General features: G+C 66.3%; 18 protein-coding genes and 1 rRNA gene. 12 read left to right on the forward strand and 7 right to left on the reverse strand.

Translation table 11 applies throughout. The features are described from left to right. From rrf to ACLMAL_RS29295, 4 genes are all read left to right on the forward strand, one after another. A 5S ribosomal RNA gene (gene rrf / locus ACLMAL_RS29280) occupies positions 1–115 on the forward strand; the annotation flags it as partial. Positions 116–289: 174 nt separating this feature from the next. Continuing rightward, positions 290–1,030: a rhomboid-like protein gene (locus ACLMAL_RS29285; RefSeq protein ID WP_412002039.1), complete on the forward strand. Its 741-nt coding sequence runs from the start codon at positions 290–292 to the stop codon at positions 1,028–1,030. A gap of 57 nt (positions 1,031–1,087) precedes the next feature. Continuing rightward, positions 1,088–1,774, forward strand: a complete 687-nt coding sequence (gene nucS, locus ACLMAL_RS29290) for an endonuclease NucS (RefSeq protein WP_328409893.1) — start codon at positions 1,088–1,090, stop codon at positions 1,772–1,774. 79 nt (positions 1,775–1,853) lie between these two features. After that, a complete protein-coding gene (locus ACLMAL_RS29295; RefSeq protein ID WP_412002040.1) occupies positions 1,854–2,156 on the forward strand; it encodes an ATP/GTP-binding protein in 303 nt (100 codons plus the stop codon). Positions 2,157–2,424: 268 nt separating this feature from the next. Here the strand turns inward: ACLMAL_RS29295 and ACLMAL_RS29300 are convergent, their stop codons facing one another. After that, positions 2,425–3,426: a hypothetical protein gene (locus ACLMAL_RS29300; protein WP_328409898.1), complete on the reverse strand. Its 1,002-nt coding sequence runs from the start codon at positions 3,424–3,426 to the stop codon at positions 2,425–2,427. A gap of 86 nt (positions 3,427–3,512) precedes the next feature. Next, on the reverse strand, positions 3,513–3,974 hold the full coding sequence (mce, locus tag ACLMAL_RS29305; protein WP_328412773.1) for a methylmalonyl-CoA epimerase: 462 nt from the start codon (positions 3,972–3,974) through the stop codon (positions 3,513–3,515). A gap of 347 nt (positions 3,975–4,321) precedes the next feature. On the opposite strand from mce, the gene ACLMAL_RS29310 reads away from it, so the two are divergent. The 3 genes from ACLMAL_RS29310 to ACLMAL_RS29320 all read left to right on the forward strand — a co-directional run bounded on the left by ACLMAL_RS29310 (position 4,322) and on the right by ACLMAL_RS29320 (position 6,926). After that, positions 4,322–5,500 (forward strand): acetyl-CoA C-acetyltransferase, encoded by a 1,179-nt coding sequence (locus ACLMAL_RS29310; protein ID WP_412002041.1) that lies wholly within the window; start codon positions 4,322–4,324, stop codon positions 5,498–5,500. Positions 5,501–5,647: 147 nt separating this feature from the next. Continuing rightward, positions 5,648–6,016: a DUF3817 domain-containing protein gene (locus tag ACLMAL_RS29315; protein ID WP_406236717.1), complete on the forward strand. Its 369-nt coding sequence runs from the start codon at positions 5,648–5,650 to the stop codon at positions 6,014–6,016. 61 nt (positions 6,017–6,077) lie between these two features. Beyond that, positions 6,078–6,926, forward strand: coding sequence for a co-chaperone YbbN (locus ACLMAL_RS29320; protein WP_412002109.1), 849 nt, complete (start codon positions 6,078–6,080; stop codon positions 6,924–6,926). Positions 6,927–6,948: 22 nt separating this feature from the next. On the opposite strand, the gene ACLMAL_RS29325 is transcribed toward ACLMAL_RS29320, so the two are convergent. From ACLMAL_RS29325 to ACLMAL_RS29345, 5 genes are all read right to left on the reverse strand, one after another. Then, positions 6,949–7,320, reverse strand: a complete 372-nt coding sequence (locus tag ACLMAL_RS29325) for a VOC family protein (RefSeq protein WP_412002042.1) — start codon at positions 7,318–7,320, stop codon at positions 6,949–6,951. An 87-nt stretch (positions 7,321–7,407) separates the two neighbouring features. After that, positions 7,408–9,579, reverse strand: coding sequence for a 1,4-alpha-glucan branching protein GlgB (gene glgB / locus ACLMAL_RS29330; RefSeq protein ID WP_412002043.1), 2,172 nt, complete (start codon positions 9,577–9,579; stop codon positions 7,408–7,410). Beyond that, a complete protein-coding gene (locus ACLMAL_RS29335) occupies positions 9,576–11,579 on the reverse strand; it encodes an alpha-1,4-glucan--maltose-1-phosphate maltosyltransferase (RefSeq protein ID WP_412002044.1) in 2,004 nt (667 codons plus the stop codon). The genes glgB and ACLMAL_RS29335 overlap by 4 nt, the downstream gene beginning before the upstream one ends. A 38-nt stretch (positions 11,580–11,617) precedes the next feature. Further along, the gene (locus ACLMAL_RS29340) at positions 11,618–12,259 is read right to left on the reverse strand and encodes a LysE family translocator (RefSeq protein ID WP_412002045.1); all 642 of its coding nucleotides are present in this window, start codon (positions 12,257–12,259) and stop codon (positions 11,618–11,620) included. Between the two features lie 306 nt (positions 12,260–12,565). Continuing rightward, positions 12,566–13,162, reverse strand: coding sequence for a TetR/AcrR family transcriptional regulator (locus tag ACLMAL_RS29345; protein WP_412002046.1), 597 nt, complete (start codon positions 13,160–13,162; stop codon positions 12,566–12,568). A 78-nt stretch (positions 13,163–13,240) separates the two neighbouring features. Here ACLMAL_RS29345 and ACLMAL_RS29350 point away from each other — a divergent pair, with 78 nt between their 5' ends. From ACLMAL_RS29350 to ACLMAL_RS29370, 5 genes are all read left to right on the forward strand, one after another. Then, positions 13,241–13,681: a VOC family protein gene (locus ACLMAL_RS29350; RefSeq protein WP_412002047.1), complete on the forward strand. Its 441-nt coding sequence runs from the start codon at positions 13,241–13,243 to the stop codon at positions 13,679–13,681. 73 nt (positions 13,682–13,754) lie between these two features. Then, positions 13,755–16,358, forward strand: coding sequence for an alpha-glucan family phosphorylase (gene glgP, locus ACLMAL_RS29355; protein ID WP_412002048.1), 2,604 nt, complete (start codon positions 13,755–13,757; stop codon positions 16,356–16,358). A 207-nt stretch (positions 16,359–16,565) separates the two neighbouring features. Next, positions 16,566–17,927: an NCS2 family permease gene (locus ACLMAL_RS29360; RefSeq protein WP_412002049.1), complete on the forward strand. Its 1,362-nt coding sequence runs from the start codon at positions 16,566–16,568 to the stop codon at positions 17,925–17,927. A gap of 113 nt (positions 17,928–18,040) precedes the next feature. Next, positions 18,041–18,580 carry a DoxX family protein gene (locus ACLMAL_RS29365; protein ID WP_412002050.1) on the forward strand — a complete coding sequence of 180 codons (540 nt, stop codon included), beginning with the start codon at positions 18,041–18,043 and terminating at the stop codon, positions 18,578–18,580. 168 nt (positions 18,581–18,748) lie between these two features. Next, complete coding sequence (locus ACLMAL_RS29370) at positions 18,749–19,144, forward strand: RidA family protein (protein WP_412002051.1); 396 nt, start codon at positions 18,749–18,751, stop codon at positions 19,142–19,144. The last annotated feature ends 225 nt before the right edge of the window (positions 19,145–19,369 follow it).

The raw sequence follows: 19,369 nt of genomic DNA on the forward strand, positions 1-19,369 counted from the left end.
CGGCGGCCATAGCGGCAGGGAAACGCCCGGTCCCATTCCGAACCCGGAAGCTAAGCCTGCCAGCGCCGATGGTACTGCACTCGACAGGGTGTGGGAGAGTAGGACACCGCCGGAACATCATTCACGAGAGCCCCCCGACTTCGGTCGGGGGGCTTTCGTCGTTTACTGACGAGACCAGAACGAAGTGGTTTCGCAGCAATCTCGCAGGGAACAGCCAAGGTAAGCAGAGCACCGGCGTTGATCATGAACGTAGACATATATCATCGGTGGGACGGATAAGCCGAGAAGCATGGAGGTGCAGATGGTCGTGGCGACGACAACGGCCGACCGGGCGCCCAGTGATGCCGGCGCACCGACCCGATCTCGCTCGTGGCCGAGATTGCCCGCGACGGCCGGCTACCTGGCTGCGCTCGTCATCGTCACGGCGATCTTCTCGGTACTGAGCGATTCGGACCAGTCGAAGATGGTGCTGCACGCGAGCACCAACCTCCATAATCTGCTGAACGGGCACGTCGGCACCCTTTTTTCGAGCGCCCTGGTGATCGGTGATGTGAGCACAGCCTGGGCCATCATTCCCTTGCTCGGCTGCCTGCTTGCCCTTGCCGAATTGCGCTTCGGCGCGGTGCACCTGGTGCGCGTCTTCTTGGCCGGGCACCTCGGGGCCACTCTGCTCGTCGCCGCAGGTCTCTGGGTCGCCATCGATGTCGGCTGGGTGCCCGCGAGTATCCGCTGGGCGGAGGATGTCGGCGTCAGCTACGGGGCCATGGCATTGGTCGGCGCCCTCGTAGTCGCGGTCCCGCACCGCTGGCGGATCGCCTGGGCCACCACATGGTTCATGATCGCCGCAGAGGGTGTCCTGATCGAGCGGACCTTCACCAGCGTCGGTCATCTGCTCTCGTGCTGCATCGGATCGGCCGTGGGATTCGGCATGATTCGGGCCAATGCGACATCCACCCACAAGCTCACCAGGGTCGAATCGGCTCTGCTCGCGGTGAGCGTACTGCTCGCGGCCATCATGCTCATGGGCTGACCGGCGGCGCGACGGGCTGGCGACAGGGGCGGCCGGGCACTCGCCTACAGTGCTTGGGTGCGCCTAGTGATTGCTCGCTGTCAGGTCGACTACGTGGGGCGACTCACCGCCCATCTCGCAATGGCCCGCCGGTTGCTGCTGATGAAAGCGGACGGTTCGGTTCTCGTGCATTCCGACGGTGGCTCCTATAAGCCGCTGAACTGGATGAGCCCGCCGTGCTGGCTGGAGGAACGCAGCGGTGACGAGGTGCCCGACGGCGCGAAGGCGCTGTGGGTCGTCACCAATAAGGCCGGCGAAGAATTGCGGATAACTATCGAGGACATCGAGCACGACTCCTCGCATGAGCTCGGCGTCGATCCTGGTCTGGTGAAAGACGGGGTGGAGGCGCATCTTCAGGAGTTGCTCGCCGAGCACGTGCAGACCCTCGGTCCCGGCTATACGCTCATCCGCCGTGAGTACATGACGGCCATCGGGCCGGTAGATCTGCTGTGCCGTGATGCCGACGGCGCCACCGTGGCCGTGGAGATCAAACGCCGCGGCGAGATCGACGGTGTGGAACAGCTCACCCGGTACCTCGAATTGCTCAATCGCGACCCGCTGCTCGCTCCTGTCGCCGGGGTCTACGCGGCGCAGCAGATCAAGCCGCAGGCCCGTACGCTCGCCGAGGACCGCGGAATCCGATGCCTGATCCTCGATTACAACGCCCTACGCGGCACCGAGAGCAACGAATTCCGCCTCTTCTGAGTCGAGGTAGCCGACCGATGGCTCCGATCGATCCAGACGGGCGCAAAGAGCGCGTTCGGTCGAGGCTTAGGCTGGGTGCATGCCGCGTCGGAAGCCTCGCACCGACCGCCGCGCGGGTCCGCCCGCGGGCGGTGGGCTCGGCGACGTCTTCGGAAGTACCGAGCCGGGACCGGACAGTGACGACCTCTACACCGTCCGGACCATCCCAGGTAGTCGGGCGATCAAGACATATCGCTGTCCGGGCTGTGATCACGAAATCGTCCCCGGCGTAGCCCATGTCGTCGCCTGGCCCGCCTATGGCGGTGAGGACGATCGCAGGCACTGGCATCGGGGTTGCTGGAACGGCCGCCAGACGCGCAGGATAACCCGTCGCTGGTCGTGAATGCACTTGCGGCCGAACGTGTTTTCCCGGAGACGCAGGCCCTGTTCGCGATGGAACGACTGATTTCGCGGGCACGTCGAGTAACTCGTCGGGCACGCTCGCGACTGGTTCGGCCCGCCGCGGGACCTGAACGCAACTGTCGTAGTAGCGAACGAGTACAGCCCGGGGTTCGCGCAGTGGCGGTCGGAGAATTAGGAAGGCCGCCCCGGTCGGGGCGGCCTTCAGTGTGAATCTCGGTGGGTACCGCGTGTCGCCGCGTGGTCCGACGTCAGTGCGTGATGTCGGCGTTCTCGCGCTCTTCGTCCACGATGTCGTCATCCTCGGTGGCGACCTCGGGGATCGCCTTGGTGCGCGAGCCGGTCACCGACTTGGTGTTGCCGCCGATCGACTTGCGCTGGTCCGGAACCCCGTCCAGCAGTTCGCTTTCCCGGTTGACCGCAGCGAGCATGGCAGGCACCGAGTCGAGCTGGCCGCGGATGCCGAGCAGCTGGGCGAGCACTCGGCCGCGCAGCACGCGCATCTCCTCGGCCAGTTCCTTCGCGTGCGCGATCTTGCGCTCGGAGGTCTGGGTGGCGGAGGTGATGAGGCGGTTGGACTCGTCGGTCGCGTCCTTGATCCGCTGTGCGGCCTCGGCGCGGCTGGTGGCCTCCAGCTCCTCCATGGCGCGGGTGAGCTTGGTGCGACGCTCGGCCATGGTGACCTCGAAGTCCTGCTGGGTCGCCTTGCGCTTGGCGTCGGCTTCCTTACCGAGGCGGTCGGCCTCGGCCTGAGCGGCTTCGATGATCTTGGCGGACTCGGTACGCGCATTGGCCAGGGTCTGCTCGAACTCGATCTCGAGTGCTTCGCGCTTTTCCTTGGTCTCGGCAAGCAACGACTCGTACTTGCCACGCATTTCCGTGGCTTGCTGCTCCGCGATCGACACCATTTCCGCAGCCTCGGCCTGCGCCAGGGCGCGGACCTCGGAGGCCTCGTCGGAGGCCAGGCGGAGCATGCGGGAGATGCGGTCGGACATGCCTTCCGCAGTGGTCGGCGGAACCGAGAGGCGGTCGACCTCCTTGCGGAGCTCGTCGATCTCGTCCCGCGCGTCCTCCAACTGGCTCGCGAGGTTACGGGCTTGTGCCGCAGCAGCATCCCGGTCAGTGGCGGTGACCCTCAGCTCTGCATCGAAGCGGTCGAAGTAGTTGCGTACCTCGTCTTGCGCATAACCCTTGCGCACAACGGTGAAGGGCAGTGCAACGAAGCGATTGCGATCGGACTCAGGTGACGACATGGCCAACAAACTACAGCCTACCGAGACATCATGGTGACTCGACCGCGAATGTGATTCTGAAGAGTTTTTCGGGCCCGATCTTGATACTAGTGCGTAACATTCGCGTTCGGTTCGACCAACTCGATCAGCACACCGCCAGCATCCTTCGGGTGGATGAAATTGATGCGGGAATCGGCGGTTCCGTGCCGTGGCGCCTCGTACAGCAAACGCAGACCTCGATCGCGCAGATAGGTCGACACCGCATCGATATCGGTGACGCGGTAGGCGAGTTGCTGCAGGCCCGGTCCGCTGCGGTCGATGAACTTGGCGATGGTCGAGTCGGCGTTCAGCGGCGCCAGCAACTGCAGGGCAGTCGCGCTGTCCGGTGCGCCGGGCAGCGACAGCATCGCCTCGTGCACGCCTTGGCTCTCGTTGACCTCGCGATGCGTCTCGATCATGCCGAGATTCTCGGCATACCAGGCAATCGCGGCATCCAGATCGGGCACCGCGATGCCGACATGATCGACGGCGATGACGTAGTCGCCGGGGATGAAGCTCGAAGGATCCATAACGTTGCTCACCACTCGAACGTAGCGTCTGCCCGACCCGGCCGGATGGAGACCATCGATAGTGCTGTGCTCGGTCGAAGACACTGCTTGCTGAGATGCAGTCGGATGGGGTCCATCCGCAGTCCAGCGCTCGGCCGAGTGCAGGCGAGGCCACCGCTTGGTGGGGCGCAGTCGGACGACATCCATCGGTAGTCCCGTGCTCGGCCTAGCGCAGGTGAGGGCACCGCGTACCTGGCAGGGGTCGACTCGGACGGACAAGCTACCGTTGAGTACAAGATTCGATGCCGCGCCCGGGCGCGGCCGTTGTCGATCCAACGAATGCTGCTGTGAGGAAAAGAGGGCTCGTCGTGACCACTTCCGTGATCGTCTCCGGTGCGCGTACCCCGGTCGGCCGGCTGCTCGGAGGGCTGAAGGACTTCAGCGGGGCCGACCTCGGCGGCTTCGCGATCAAGGCGGCGCTGGAGAAGGGTGGCGTCGCGCCCGAGCAGGTCGATTACGTGATCATGGGTCAGGTGCTCACCGCGGGCGCGGGCCAGATCCCGGCTCGGCAGGCGGCAGTGGCCGGTGGTATTCCGATGGACGTGCCTGCGCTGACCCTGAACAAGGTGTGCCTGTCGGGCATCAACGCGATCGCCCTCGCCGACCAGCTGATCAGGGCGGGCGAGTACGAGATCGTCGTCGCCGGTGGCCAGGAGTCGATGAGCCAGGCGCCGCACTTGCTCGAAAAGAGCAGGGAGGGTTTCAAATACGGCGATGTGGCGCTGCGCGATCACATGGCCTACGACGGCCTCTACGACATCTTCACCGACCAGCCGATGGGTGCGCTGACCGAACAGCGCAACGACACCGAGCCGATCAGCCGCGCGGACCAGGACGCGTTCGCGGCCGCCTCGCACCAGCGGGCCGCGGCGGCGTGGAAGAACGGGCTTTTCGACACGGAGGTCGTTCCGGTCGCGGTGCCGCAGCGCAAGGGCGACCCGGTGCTGGTCTCCGCGGACGAGGGCATTCGCGCGGACACCACGGCGGAGTCGCTGGCCAAGCTGCGTCCGGCCTTCCGCAAGGACGGCACCATCACCGCGGGCACCGCCTCGCAGATCTCCGACGGCGCGGCCGCCGTCGTGGTGATGAGCAAGGCCAAGGCCGAGGCGCTCGGGCTGAGCTGGATCGCCGAGATCGGCGCCGCAGGCGTGGTGGCCGGTCCCGACTCGTCGCTGCAGGACCAGCCTGCCAATGCGATCGCCAAGGCTTGTGCGCGCGAAGGTATTTCGCCCGCGGAGCTGGATCTGGTCGAGATCAACGAGGCCTTCGCGGCGGTGGGCATCGCCTCCACCCGCAAGCTCGGCATCGACCCGGAGAAGGTCAACGTCAACGGTGGCGCGATCGCGATCGGTCACCCGCTCGGCATGTCCGGCGCGCGGATCCTGCTGCACCTTGCGCTGGAGCTGAAGCGCCGCGGTGGTGGCATCGGCGCTGCTGCTTTGTGCGGTGGCGGCGGTCAGGGTGACGCCCTGATCATCAAGGTCTAGCCGACCGGTGCCGGGCGTGGTGGTCTGATCAGGGCAGTCGCCGTGATCAGCACGCTGCGGCGGCGGCGATGGGCGGGTTGATCCGCACCGCCGTGGTGTGACGGGTTCAACTACGGACCGTCGTAGGAGTCCGGCACAATGGTGGCCATGGACAATTTCTTCGACCTGAGCACCGTCGCCAAGCGCTTCCGCTTCATCGCCGTGCTGGAGGCTATTTCCTGGGCCTTCCTGATTGTCGGCATGGTGTTCAAGCGTCTCCCCGAGCCGGTCCTGTGGCCGGTCAAGGTGTTCGGGATGACGCACGGCATCATCTTCGTGCTGTTCGTGATCGCTACGATCGTCGCGGCCCGTGAGCTGGGCTGGACGGTGAAGACCACGGTGCTTGCGCTGCTGTCGAGCATTCCGCCGTTCTGCACGATGCTTTTCGAGGTGTGGGCGGTGCGGACGGGTCAGCTGGGTGAGCTGAGCAACGCGCCGTCGGTCGACTCCGGGGCTCCCGCATCCGTCACGCCATGACAAACTGGAAGCCGTGACTCGACCTGCTGCCCGCCGTCCTTCGCCCGCCGTCGCCGCCGCTATGTCCGGTGCGGTCGATCTGTCCAGTCTGAAGCAGCCCCCGGCCGGTGCGGCCGGTGCGGCCGGTGGCGACTATGCGGTGAACGAGACGGATTTCGAGACGAAGGTTTTGCGCCGCTCGATCGCGGTGCCGGTGGTCGTCGCGCTGTACTCGCAGCGCAGCCCCGGCAGCGTCGAGCTGGTCAAACTGCTCGAGCGACTTGTCGTCGAAAACGGCGGCAGCTGGGCTTTGGCCACTGTCGAGGCCGAGGCCAATATGCGGATCGCGCAGGCCTTCGGTGTGCAGGGCATTCCGACGGTGATCGCGGTCGCCGGTGGCCAGCCGCTCGCGGATTTCCAAGGCGCACAGCCGGAATCGCAGGTTAGGCAGTGGCTGAACGCGGTCATCGACGCGGTGGCGGGCAAGCTCGACGGTGAGACCGCCGAGCCGCAGCCCGCCGAGGATCCCCGTTTCGCCGCTGCCGAGGCGGCGCTGGAGCAGGGTGACATGGCAGCCGCGGAGGCCGCCTACGAGGCCATCATCGCCGCAGAGCCGAACAACGAAGAGGCCAAGGTCGCGCTGCGTCAGCTGCGTTTCCTCGGTCGTGCCCAGAACATTCCCGGATCGGCGATTGCGACCGCGGATTCCGATCCGGCCGATGTCGGTGCCGCCTTCGACGCCGCGGACCTCGAACTGTTCAACCAGCAGCCCGAGGCCGCGTTCGACCGGCTGATCGCGTTGATCAAGCGGACCGCCGGTGATGAGAGGACACAGGTCCGCACCCGCCTGCTGGAACTGTTCGAGCTCTTTGATCCGGCCGATCCGGTCGTCGTCGCGTCCCGCAGGAAGCTGGCCGCCGCATTGTACTGAGCGCGCCCGCTGCCGGGTGCGCTCAGGCCAGTGCCTCGACCTTGCTCGCATCGAACTCGACGTACTCGACGATCGCGCCGCCCGGGTGCCGGACCGTAAGATTGCGCCCGGTTGGGACGTCGTTGGGTCCGTCGAGTGTCTGCCCGCCCTCCCGCTCGACCACCGCGAGGACTTCCTCGAGGGTGTCGACGATCGTGGTGGCCTGCACATTGCGGAAGGGAGCGAGGCTCTCCGGGGTCCCGGCGACCAGGAGGAAGTCACCGATTCCGGCCAGCTCCACATCGCGATAGGCGAAGCGCAGACCAGGCTGCGCGCCGGTCAGGGCGGTGAAGGTCGGCAGGGCGGTGTCGAGATCGTCGACGTAGATGCGGGCGAAGGTGTTCCGAACTGCCATGACGTATTCCATTCATTTCGATAATTGCCGAAGTATCGAAATGATCGTATAGGCAACGATACCGCTCCGCTCGCCCGATGGCGTCGGCTAATCCGGCGCGAGCCAGACCGCGCTGTTGGGGGCCAGGGCGACGGTCGCCGACGCCGGCCTGCCGTGCCATGGCTCGTCGAGCGCGGTCACGGCGCCGAGGTTGCCGATGCCGGAGCCGCCGTAGGCGATGGCGTCGGTGTTGAGGATTTCGCGCCAGCGGCCGGTGGCGGGCAGGCCGACGCGGTATTCGTCGTGCACCGAACCGGAGAAGTTGTAGACGCAAGCGACCATCGAGCCGTCGGAGCCATAGCGCAGGAAGGCCAGGACATTGTTGGCGCGGTCGTCGGCCTCGATCCAGGAGTACCCACCGGGTGCGGTGTCCTGCGTCCAGAACGCGGGGTGCGCGCGATAGACCGCGTTGAGGTCGCGCACGGCGGCGGTGATGCCGAGGTGCAGCGGATTGTCCAGCTCGTGCCAGTCCAGGCCGCGATCGTGCGACCATTCACGAAACTGGCCGAAATCCTGCCCCATGAACAGCAATTGCTTACCGGGATGGGCCCACATATAGGCCAGCAGGGCGCGCACGCCCGCGGCCTTGGCGAAATCGTCGCCGGGCATCCTGGTCCACAGGGTGCCCTTGCCGTGCACGACTTCGTCGTGGCTGATCGGCAGCACGTAGTTCTCGCTCCATGCGTACACCAATGAGAAGGTGATCTCGTTGTGGTGCCAGGAGCGGTGGATCGGATCGCGGCCGAGGAACCCGAGGGTGTCGTGCATCCAGCCCATGTTCCACTTCATGGTGAAACCGAGGCCGCCGACGTCGCTGCCCCTGGTCACTCCGGGCCAACTCGTCGATTCTTCGGCAATGGTGACGACGCCGGGGTGGTACCGGTGCACGGTGTTGTTCAGGTCCTGGAGGAAATCGACGGCTTCCAGGTTCTCCCGGCCGCCGTACACATTCGGCTCCCAACCCCCTTCGGGGCGTGAGTAATCCAGGTACAGCATGGAGGCCACCGCGTCGACGCGCAGGCCGTCGATGTGGAACTCCTCGATCCAGTACCTGGCGTTGGCGACGAGGAAGTTGCGGACCTCGTTGCGGCCGAAGTCGAAAACGTAGGTGCCCCAGTCGAGTTGCTCGCCGCGGCGCGGGTCGGGATGTTCGTAGAGCGGGGTGCCGTCGAAGCGGGCCAGCGCCCATTCGTCGCGCGGGAAGTGCGCGGGTACCCAATCCAGCAGCACGCCGATCCCCGCGGCATGCAGGCGATCCACGAAGGAGCGGAAGTCGTCGGGTGAGCCGAAGCGCGCGGTGGGCGCGTAGTAGGAGGTGACCTGGTATCCCCAGGAACCGCCGAACGGGTGCTCGGCGATAGGCAGCAGCTCGATGTGGGTGAATCCGGCTGCGCGCACGTAATCGGCCAGCTGATCGGCCAATTCGCGGTACCCGAGACCGGGATGCCAGGATCCGAGATGGACTTCGTAGACGCTCATCGGCGCGCGCGTCGGATCGGTGCGTTCGCGAGCGGCGACCCAATCATGGTCGGACCACGCGTAATTGCTCTCGGTGACGACCGACGCGGTGGCAGGGGGGAGTTCCGTCGCGAACGCCAGCGGATCGGCGTGGTCCACCGTCCGGCCGTCCGCACCATGTACCCGGAACTTGTATTTGGCGCCGACGCCGACACCGGGCACGAACACTTCCCATACCCCGGACGAGCCGAGTGCGCGCATCGGTGCGGTGTTGCCGCTCCAGCTGTCGAAATCACCGATCACGGTGACGCCGCGGGCATTCGGAGCCCAGACCGCGAACGAGGTGCCGCTCACCTCGCCGTCAAGGGTGGTGTAGTGGCGCGGATGCGCGCCGAGCACATCCCACAGGTGTTCGTGGCGGCCTTCGCCGATGAGATGCAGATCGAGCTCGCCGACGGTGGGCAGGAAGCGGTACCCATCGGGGGTGATGATCTGCTGGCCGCCCGGATAGGTGGTCACGAGGCGATAGTCCATGACATCGGGGTAGGGCAGCACTGCGGCGAATATCCCGTGCCCCAACGACTTCAGTGGATGGTCGGCACTACCGACGCGTGCCGACACCGTCTCCGCGTGCGGTCGCAGCGCCCGGATGACCGTGCCGTCACGGTGTGGGTGCGCGCCGAGTACGGTGTGCGGATCGGTGTGGGTTCCGGCCGCGAGCAGCATCAGGTCGCGGCGTTTCACCACCGTGGCATCGCTCATCGGAAGGTTCCGCGATAGGCGAGTTCGGCGCGAACCTGCTGCGGCACCGGCGGCAGCGCCAGAATGTGAGCGACCGAGTTGGCCGGATCCAGCCGCACGTAATTCGTTTGCGCCCAGTGGTATTCCTCGCCGCTGACCTCGTCGTAGACGACCGGATGGTCGTGCCATTCATGCCCGATCGCGGGCAGGTCGAGCGAAATCATGCCCTGCTCGGCGCCGAAGGGGTTGAGGTTCACCACGATCAGCACGGCGTCGCCACTGACCGGATCGATTTTCGAGTAGGCGATCAGCGCGTCGTTGTCGACGTGATGGAAATGCACGCAGCGCAGCTGCTGGAGGGCGGGGTGCGCGCGACGGATCTCGTTCAGCCGAGTGATCCACGGCTCCAACGATTCTCCGCGCGCCAGCGCCTCGGCGAACGGGCGCGGGCGCAGTTCGTACTTCTCGGAATCCAGGTACTCCTCGCTGCCCGGTCGCACCGCCTGGTGCTCGAACAATTCGAATCCGGAGTAGATGCCCCAGGTAGGGGCCAAGGTCGCTGCGAGGACCGCGCGAATGGCGAACATGCCAGGCCCGCCGTGCTGGAGGCTCTCGTGCAGGATGTCGGGGGTGTTGGTGAACAGGTTCGGTCGGGCCTCGTCCGCTTTCGCGGCCAGCTCCTTGCCGAATTCGGCCAGCTCCCATTTGGCGATGCGCCACGTGAAGTATGTGTAGGACTGGCTGAATCCGCGTCTCGCGAGGCCGTACAGCCGAGCCGGCCTGGTGAACGCCTCGGAGAGGAAGATCGCCTCGGGGTCGGTGCGTCGCACCTGCGCGATCAACCATTCCCAGAAGTCGGCGGGCTTGGTGTGCGGGTTGTCGACACGGAAGATCTTGACGCCCGAGCCGATCCAGTGCCGCACCACACGCAGGATTTCCGCGTACAGCCCGTCGGGATCGTTGTCGAAGTTGACCGGATAGATGTCCTGGTACTTTTTCGGCGGATTCTCGGCGAAGGCGATGGTGCCGTCGGGCAGCGTGGTGAACCACTCCGGATGCGCCTGTACCCAGGGATGATCGGGTGCACACTGCAGGGCCAGATCGAGGGCCACCTCGAGGCCGAGTTCGGAAGCGGTGCTGACGAACTCGGTGAAATCGGCTTCGGTGCCGAGTGCCGGATGGATCGCGTCGTGCCCGCCGTCCTTCGACCCGATCGCCCACGGCGAGCCGACATCGTCCGGCTCGGCGGTGAGCGCGTTGTTGCGGCCCTTGCGGTTGATCTCGCCGATCGGATGGATCGGCGGCAGATAGATGACGTCGAAACCCATGCCCGCGATGCGCGGTAATTCCTTCGCCGCCGTGGTGAAGGTGCCGTGGATCGGGTTGCCCGCGGCGTCCCAGCCGCCGGTCGAGCGCGGGAAGAACTCGTACCACGAGCCGTACAGTGCGCGTTGACGTTCCACCTGCACGGTGTGCTGCGCGCCTCGGGTGACCATGTCCCGCAACGGCGTCGTGCGCAGGATCTCGGAGATCTCCGCGCCGAAGGCCGCCGCGACCCGTGCGGGCAGCTGTTCGTTGCTGCGCAGCGCGGTCGCGGCCGCTCGGAGGCGCTCGAATTGTTTCTTCGGGACGGCTTGGGCCGCGCGCTCGAACAGTCGGGCGCCGAGCTCGAGATCGTTGGCCAGATCCACGGCGCTCTGCCCGACGGCCAGTTTTGCCTCGACCGCCGCGCGCCAGGTGGCGATCGGATCGCTCCAGCCCTCGATGCGATAGGTCCACGCGCCGGGCAGGTTCGGGACGAATGTCCCGTTGAATACGTCGGGCTCGAAATCCGGCGCCATCCGAATCCTGGTGATCCGTGACGTGCCGGGAGCGCGCACCGCCAGCGTGGCGGCAACCGCGTCGTGCCCCTCACGCCAGACCACGGTGCGCACCGGAAAGACCTCGCCGACCACGGCCTTGGCCGGTCGGCCGCCCGCGATGGACGGGGCAGTGTCATCGATAGCGATGCGGCCGGTCACGGGACCAACCGTACCGTTACCTCGCGCCGAGGCGTTGCTCAGCGCGCGTCGGCGGCGAGGCCGAGGCCGAGTGCGACCAGCACCGCACCGAGCGCCCGCTCGATCCGCTGCCGGATCCCGGTTCTGCGCAGCCAGGCCCCGGCCCGGTCGGCGGCCACCACAACGCCTACGCACCAGGCGGTGTCGATGGTGAGCTGGATCATGGCCAGGACCAGCACGGTCGGCAGCACCGGTCCGTCGGCGGGCAGAAATTGCGGGAGGATCGTCAGTCCGAAGACCGCGGCCTTCGGGTTGGCGGCGATCGAGATCAGCGAGGCGCGGAAGGCCGCGGCGGGCGTCCGTCCGGTAGGCAGCATTTTCGTCATAGTGGCGCCGAACTCGTCATCGCCGCGCGCCCCGCGCCAGGCCTGTACGCCGAGCCAGATCAACACCACGCCACCGACGATGTGCACTGCGGTATTCATGAACCGGTTCGCGACCAGCAGCACCGACAGACCCGCCCCGCCGGCCAGCGTCCACCCGAACACTCCGATCTCGTTGCCCGCCACCGCCGCCAGCCCCGCCGCGCGCCCGTCGCGCACCGCGCGTTGCAGGAACAGCGCCGTGGCCGGGCCGGGCAGCGCGGCAAGAATAAGGCAGGCCAACAGAAATTGGGGGAGGACATCGACCCAGTGCGGCATCAGCCGATGCTGTCACGAACCTGGGTGGTCGGCCACTGGAATTCGGGTGCACGAGAACTGCCTCGACCCGGGCCTCAGCGCCGCACTGCCCGAGCTCGGCCGCCTCGGGAGCGGGCTCGCAACCCGTCCTGCCGCAGTGAATCGGCCTTGCCGAACGTGGCTCCGGCGGGTGCCGGGGGCGCGGTTCGCGATTCGGTTGTGGGACACGAGCCCGATATGCAGGCCCGAGCCGTCGGAAGCTCATGCAGGAAGCCGTGCGCCGACGCGACTACTGACGGCCGGTGCGGTCGACGGCTACACGGGTGGTCACGGCATTCGGGTGCGCATCGCTTCGAGTAGTCGGCGCAATGCCGCGGTCGTGTCGGCCAGCGCGCCGGGGTCGTCGGTGCTCGCCAGCCACAGCGCCGCTTCGTTCATGGCACCGGACAGCAGGTGGGTGAGGGGTGCTATCGGCTGTGGTGTGAGTACGCCGTCGTCGATGAGCAGGGCCAGCGCTTGGGCGAGGTGCCGGGCGGAGGCGGCCTCGTCCATCGCGCGCCATTCGTGCCAGCCGAGTACGGCGGGACCGTCGATCAGCATGATGCGTTGGATCTCCGGGGCGGTGCAGGTGGTCAGGAAGGTCTCGCAGCCGACCATCAGCTGCGTCCAGGGATCGGTGTGGGCTTCCGCGGCCGCCGCGACTCGTTCGCCGACCTCGTGCTGTAGCTGTTCGAGCACCGCGCGGAACAGTTCGGCCTTGCCTGAGAAGTTGTGGTACAGCGCACCCTTGGTCACTCCGGTAGCCGCCACGATCTCCGATAGGCCAACGGCGCCATAGCCTTTCGCCGCAAACAAGCGCCGGCTCTCGCGCAGCAGCGCGCTGCGCGTCTCTTCGCGCTGTTGGGTCCGCATGGTGCTCGGCATTGCTGTCCTCTCGTTGACATACCGATGGTATGTCGACTAGCTTAACTCGCATACCAACGGTATGTGAAAGGCGAGAACATGGAACTGAGCAGCCTCTACCCCGTCATCGGCACTGATCGGCTCACCGAAACCCGCGACTTCTACACCAAGTGGCTCGGCTTCGAGATCACCTTCGAGGCCGACTGGTATCTCAGCCTGCGCCGGCCGGGCACAGTGAACTACGAGCTCGCGCTGCTCGACTACACCCACGAGACCGTGCCTGCGGCCTACCGCAAGCCGGTGCAGGGTCTGCTGCTGAACTTCGAGGTCGTCGACGTCGACGCCGAGTGGGAGCGGATGGTGGTGCAGGGCGGCATCGAAGCCGAGCTGGAAATCCGCACCGAGGACTTCGGGCAGCGGCACTTCATCGTGGCCGATCCCAGCGGTGTGCTGATCGATATGATCACCGTGATCCCACCGTCGCAGGAATACGCCGAGCAGTTCAGCGACGAGTACATTGCCGAGAAGTTCACCGCGTGATCACTGCGTCGGTGCGCAGTGACCCGGGCCGCCATGCCAGTCGAGCGCGCGATTGTTCGGTAGGGTTCGCCTGGTGAAGGCACTTCGTCGATTCACCGTCCGTGCCCATCTGCCCGACCGTCTGGCGGCCCTGGGCGAACTGTCCACGAACCTGCGCTGGTCATGGCATTGGCCTACCCAGGACCTGTTCGCCGAGCTCGATCCCGAGCTGTGGCGCGAGGTCGGACGCGATCCGGTGCGGATGCTGGGGGAGGTACCCGCGGCACGGCTGGACGAGCTCGCCGCCGACGCGGACTACACCGGACGGGTCGACGCCGCGGCCGCGGATCTGCGCGACTACCTGACGCGGCCCGGCTGGTTCCAACGGCAGACCGACGCGCCCGCCGTGCGCGGCATCGCCTACTTCTCCATGGAATTCGGTGTCACCGAGGTGCTTCCGAACTATTCCGGCGGCCTCGGCATCCTCGCCGGTGATCACCTGAAAGCCGCATCCGATCTCGGCCTGCCGCTGATCGGCGTCGGATTGCTGTATCGGTCCGGCTACTTCCGGCAATCGCTGACCGGCGACGGCTGGCAGACCGAGCATTATCCGGCGCTGGACCCGCAGGGCCTGCCGCTGCGCCTGCTGACCACCGACGATGGTCGAGCGAAGCCGGGGCGGTCGGATTCGGCGCCGGTGCTCGTGCACGTGGCAATGCCCGATCAGCGAGTGCTGCGGGCACGGGTGTGGATCGCACAGGTCGGGCGGGTGCCGCTGCTGCTGCTGGATTCCGATATCGCCGAGAACGATCCGGAGCTGCGAGCGGTCACCGACCGGCTCTACGGCGGCGACCAGGACCACCGGATCAAGCAGGAGATTCTGGCAGGCATCGGCGGTGTGCGTGCGGTGCGCGCCTACACCGCCGCGACCGGGCTGCCGGATCCCGACGTATTCCACATGAACGAGGGGCACGCCGGTTTCCTCGGTGTCGAGCGGATCCGCGAGTTCGTCTCGGCGGGACTGGATTTCGATACCGCGCTGGCCGCGGTGCGGTCCGCAACGGTATTCACCACGCACACTCCGGTGCCCGCGGGCATCGACCGGTTCCCGATGCCGCTCGTGCGCAGGTACTTCGGCGGTGGCCACGGTGAATCCGAGTCCGCCATGCTGCCGGGACTGTCTGTCGACCGGATCGTGGCCCTCGGACGGGAGGCCGATCCGTCGGTCTTCAATATGGCGCACATGGGCTTGCGGATGGCTCAGCGCGCCAACGGTGTCTCCCAGCTGCACGGTGCGGTCAGCCGCGCGATGTTCGCGCCGTTGTGGCCGGGCTTCGACGCGGCCGAGGTGCCGATCGGTTCGGTCACCAACGGTGTGCACGCCCCGACCTGGGCCGCACGCGAATGGTTCGACAAGGCCCGCGAATACATCGGCCCCGAGCTGGTCGAAGAGGCGCGCGGCTGGGAGAAGCTGCGCGACGTCGACCTCGGCGAACTGTGGTCGACCCGCAACACCTTGCGCGCCACCCTTGTCGACGAGGTGCGCCGCCGAGTGCGCGCATCCTGGTTGGAGCGCGGCGCCGCGTCGGCCGAGTTGAGTTGGGTCGAGAGTGTTTTCGATCCGAACGTGCTGACCGTCGGTTTCGCCCGCCGGGTGCCGACCTACAAGCGGCTCACCCTGATGCTGCGCGACCCGGAGCGGTTGCGTGCGCTGCTGCTCGATCCCGAACGGCCGATGCAGCTGGTGGTCGCGGGCAAGAGCCATCCCGCCGACGACGGCGGCAAGGCGCTGATCCAGCAGGTGGTCCGCTTCGCCGACGATCCCGAGGTGCGCCACCGCATCGTCTTCCTGCCCGACTACGACATGTCGATGGCCCGCTACCTGTACTGGGGTTGCGATGTGTGGCTGAACAATCCGCTGCGGCCGCTGGAGGCGTGCGGCACCTCCGGCATGAAGTCCGCGCTCAACGGCGGACTCAACCTGTCCATTCGCGACGGCTGGTGGGACGAGATGTACGACGGCGAAAACGGTTGGGCCATTCCGACCGCCGACGGCGTCTCCGACGAGCACCGTCGCGACGATCTGGAGGCCGGTGCCCTCTACGACCTGTTCGAACGCACCGTCGCCCCGCGCTTCTACGACCGTGACCGCAACGACATGCCGGTGCGCTGGGTAGAGATGGTCAGGCACACATTGCAGACCCTCGGTCCGAAGGTATTGGCCTCACGCATGGTCCGTGACTATGCCGTCGAGTACTACGCTCCCGCCGCGGCCGCGGGCCTGCGGGCAAACGCCGACGAATTCGCCGCCGCTCGCGCGAGCGCCGACTATCGCCGCCGAGTGGAGGCCGCATGGCCCTCGGTCAAGGTGATCCAGGTCGACAGTGCAGGCCTGCCCGATACCCCGATCATCGGCGCGGAATTGTCCCTGGCTGCCCGCATCGACCTCGGTGGCCTCAGCACGTCCGACGTCACTGTTCAGGCCGTGCTCGGCCGGGTGTCGCCGACCGATGACCTGTCCGATGTCACCACGTTTCCGATGACCCACACCGGATCGGATTCCGGCGTCGAAATTTTCACCGTCGAAACTCCGGTGCCGCTGTCCGGCGCCGTCGGCTACACGGTGCGGGTGCTGCCCCACCATGAGCTGCTTGCCAGCGATGCCGAACTGGGGCTGGTCGCCGCGCCGAGCGCCTAGCGATTCCGGGCGCGTCGCGGCGCGAGAACGCCGGAGGTAACCCGAGGTCAACGGGCTCGGGACGGGTGGGTGTTGCGGGCTGCGGGACGGCAATGGTGACGCTGCTCACGAAGTGGGCGGTCGGGACATCGGCCGAGTTCTGTTGTTCAGTGAATTGTCGGCTACCGTGCCCTGGCACCCCCGTACCCATTTCCGACTGGAGAGCCCATGGTCACCGACGTTCTGACGCGCACCCGAGGACGCCTCGACGCGTACTTCGGCATCAGTTCGACCGGCTCGACTGTGAAGCGCGAATTGATGGCGGGCACGATCACGTTCCTGGCCATGTCCTATGTGCTCGCGGTGAACCCGTCGGTGCTCGGCGATGAGGGCGCGCTCGGTGACAAAGGCATTCCCATGCAGGCGGTATTCACCGCGACGGCCGTCGCCGCGGTGTTCGGCACGCTCGTCATGGGGATCTGGGCCAGATATCCGATCGCCCTCGCGCCCGGTATGGGGCTCAACGCATTCTTCGCGTACTCGGTGGTGCTCGGGATGGGGATTCCGTGGCAGGTGGCGCTGTCGGGGACCTTCCTGTCCGGCGTGATCTTCTTCGTGCTCGCGATCACCAAGGTGCGCGAACGCATCCTCAATGCCATTCCGATGCAGATGAAACTGGCCGTCGGGGCCGGCATCGGTATGTTCGTGGCGTTCCTCGGCTTGAAGAACGCGGGCATCGTGGTCAACAGCGAGGCGACGCTGGTCACCCTCGGTGATTTCACCAAGGGCACCACGCTGCTCGCGCTGTTCGGTCTCGTGGTGACCGTGGTGTTCCTTGTCATCGGCTGGCACGGCGCGGTGCTGTACGGCATCGTGCTCACGGCGCTGGTCGGCGTCATCAGTGGTCTGGTCGATCTGCCCGACGGCGTGGTGTCGATGCCGAAGGGGCTGGAGCACACCTTCGGTCAGGCGATCATCCATCTGCCCGACGCGTTCACCGGACAGCTGGCCGTCGTCATTCTCACGATGTTGTTCGTCGATTTCTTCGATTGCTCCGGCACCTTGATCGGCGTGGCCAACCAGGCCGGGCTGCTCGACAAGGACGGCAAGCTGCCCCGGGCGGCAAGCGCGCTGGCCGCGGACTCGGTGGGCACCATGGCGGGCGCGGTCATCGGAACCTCCACCACCACCGCCTACGTCGAATCGACGGCGGGTGTCTCGGCGGGCGGGCGGACCGGCATGACCGCCGTGACCACCGCGGGATGGTTCTTGATCGCCATGTTCTGCTACCCGATCTTCGCGGTCGTCGCGGGCTCGGCCTCGATCACCGCGCCCGCACTGATTGTGGTCGGCGTGCTGATGGCACGGGCGCTGGGCGAGATCGACTGGAACCGGCTGGAGTACTCCATCCCGGCCTTCATCACCGTCATCATGATGCCGCTGACCTACTCGATCGCGAACGGGCTGGCGATGGGGATGCTGTTCTACCCGATCGTCATGGTTGCCAAGGGACGCGTCAAAGAGGTGCACCCGGCGATGTGGGCGCTGATGGTCATGTTCCTCGGATACTTCTTCTTCCTCGCGGAATAAGGCGGCGGTCTGGCCGGTTGGCCCCAATCGTGCGACAATCGGACCGCAGTCCACTTCGTCGCCGAGGCCAATGAAATGTTGTTTGGAATCGAATTGCAAGGATGAGGACCAGCATGACCACCAAGAGCACGCCCGAGCGCGCTACCAGCGCAAACGATCTCGATAACTTCTCCGCCGACATCGGCCTGCTGTTGCTGCGGGTCGTCTTCGGCGGGCTGCTTGCCGCACACGGCACCCAGAAGCTGTTCGGGTGGTTCAGCGGATACGGCTGGAGCAAGAACGCCGCCGCCTTCGACTCCATGGGCTACAACCCCGGCAAGCTTTTCGGCACTCTCGCCGGGCTCAGCGAGCTGACCGGCGGTCTGTTGCTGCTGCTGGGCCTGCTGACTCCGCTGGCAGCGGCCATCGTGCTCGGCACCATGATCAACGCCATCAACACCACCTGGAGTGGCGGCCTGCTGACCGGCAAGGGCTACGAAACGGCTCTGCTGTTCGCAGTCGTCGGCGCGAGCATCGCGTTCACCGGCCCGGGTAAGTTCTCGCTGGACAGCGGCCGTCCGTGGCAGCGGCAGGGGTTCGTCTGGGGCGCGGGCGCCGTGGTGCTGGCTGTGGCCGCGGCGGTGCTCACCCTGATCTTGAAGTGGGTGCTCTGATCTCGACGCGTTCGGTGCGGACGCACAATTGAATTCGTCGATGGTGGCGCGGTGACCGAGGGGTCGCCGCGCCACCGTTGTCTGTGATCGTCGTCATGTCACACTCGGGCAACTCGCATCGTCGTTGTAGTTGTTGCTCGACAACAGGTGACGATGAAGGAGACGGCGATGACGATCGAGATCAGTAACCCGGCCGAACTGCACGACCCCACCGGCTTCGGCTACAGCCACGTGGCACGAGTGACGGGCGAGCTGGTTCTGATCGCCGGGCAATATGATTCCGACGCCGACGGGCACACCACCAGCGACGACTTCGCCGCTCAGGTCGACCGTGCCTTCGCCAATCTCGGCACCGCGCTGCGCTCGGCGGGCTTGGATTACGCCGATGTGGCGCAGTTGCGGACGTTCATCGTCGACCACGATCTGGACAAGCTCGCCGTGCTGGGGAAGAAGATCGCCGAAATCTGGGGCGACAAGCCTCCGGTCCAGACGTTGGCCGGGGTTGCCGCGCTGGCGCTGCCCACGATGCTGTTCGAGGTGGATGCCGTCGCCGTGCGCGACTGACACCGGGAGTTCGGCTCGTGCCGGTAAGGGACGGTTCACGACGCGGCGGCGGCAGAGCCGGCTTCGTCGTGAACCGTCTGCGCGATCTCAGCGCCGTGTCGGGCTCGGCTTCGAGTGCAGGACTGGAACATTCGTCACGGCATGGTGGAACTTGTCGCGCGTTTCTCGGAGGGTGTTTTGTATCCCCTTGTCGTGCAGCTCTTTTCGTAGACCATCGATGAGATC

It is taken from the genome of Nocardia sp. CWNU-33 (assembly GCF_046764895.1).
In the GTDB taxonomy this organism is placed as follows: Bacteria; Actinomycetota; Actinomycetes; order Mycobacteriales; family Mycobacteriaceae; genus Nocardia.

What these genes read in the sequence shown, in the direction of transcription:
- ACLMAL_RS29285 (WP_412002039.1), top strand. Translation starts at nt 290, where the DNA reads ATGGAGGTGCAGATGGTCGTGGCGACGACAACGGCCGACCGGGCGCCC.
- ACLMAL_RS29295 (WP_412002040.1), top strand. Translation starts at nt 1,854, where the DNA reads ATGCCGCGTCGGAAGCCTCGCACCGACCGCCGCGCGGGTCCGCCCGCG.
- ACLMAL_RS29300 (WP_328409898.1), bottom strand. Translation starts at nt 3,426, where the DNA reads ATGTCGTCACCTGAGTCCGATCGCAATCGCTTCGTTGCACTGCCCTTC.
- mce (WP_328412773.1), bottom strand. Translation starts at nt 3,974, where the DNA reads ATGGATCCTTCGAGCTTCATCCCCGGCGACTACGTCATCGCCGTCGAT.
- ACLMAL_RS29315 (WP_406236717.1), top strand. Translation starts at nt 5,648, where the DNA reads ATGGACAATTTCTTCGACCTGAGCACCGTCGCCAAGCGCTTCCGCTTC.
- ACLMAL_RS29320 (WP_412002109.1), top strand. Translation starts at nt 6,078, where the DNA reads ATGTCCGGTGCGGTCGATCTGTCCAGTCTGAAGCAGCCCCCGGCCGGT.
- ACLMAL_RS29325 (WP_412002042.1), bottom strand. Translation starts at nt 7,320, where the DNA reads ATGGCAGTTCGGAACACCTTCGCCCGCATCTACGTCGACGATCTCGAC.
- glgB (WP_412002043.1), bottom strand. Translation starts at nt 9,579, where the DNA reads ATGAGCGATGCCACGGTGGTGAAACGCCGCGACCTGATGCTGCTCGCG.
- ACLMAL_RS29340 (WP_412002045.1), bottom strand. Translation starts at nt 12,259, where the DNA reads ATGCCGCACTGGGTCGATGTCCTCCCCCAATTTCTGTTGGCCTGCCTT.
- ACLMAL_RS29345 (WP_412002046.1), bottom strand. Translation starts at nt 13,162, where the DNA reads ATGCCGAGCACCATGCGGACCCAACAGCGCGAAGAGACGCGCAGCGCG.
- ACLMAL_RS29350 (WP_412002047.1), top strand. Translation starts at nt 13,241, where the DNA reads ATGGAACTGAGCAGCCTCTACCCCGTCATCGGCACTGATCGGCTCACC.
- ACLMAL_RS29360 (WP_412002049.1), top strand. Translation starts at nt 16,566, where the DNA reads ATGGTCACCGACGTTCTGACGCGCACCCGAGGACGCCTCGACGCGTAC.
- ACLMAL_RS29365 (WP_412002050.1), top strand. Translation starts at nt 18,041, where the DNA reads ATGACCACCAAGAGCACGCCCGAGCGCGCTACCAGCGCAAACGATCTC.
- ACLMAL_RS29370 (WP_412002051.1), top strand. Translation starts at nt 18,749, where the DNA reads ATGACGATCGAGATCAGTAACCCGGCCGAACTGCACGACCCCACCGGC.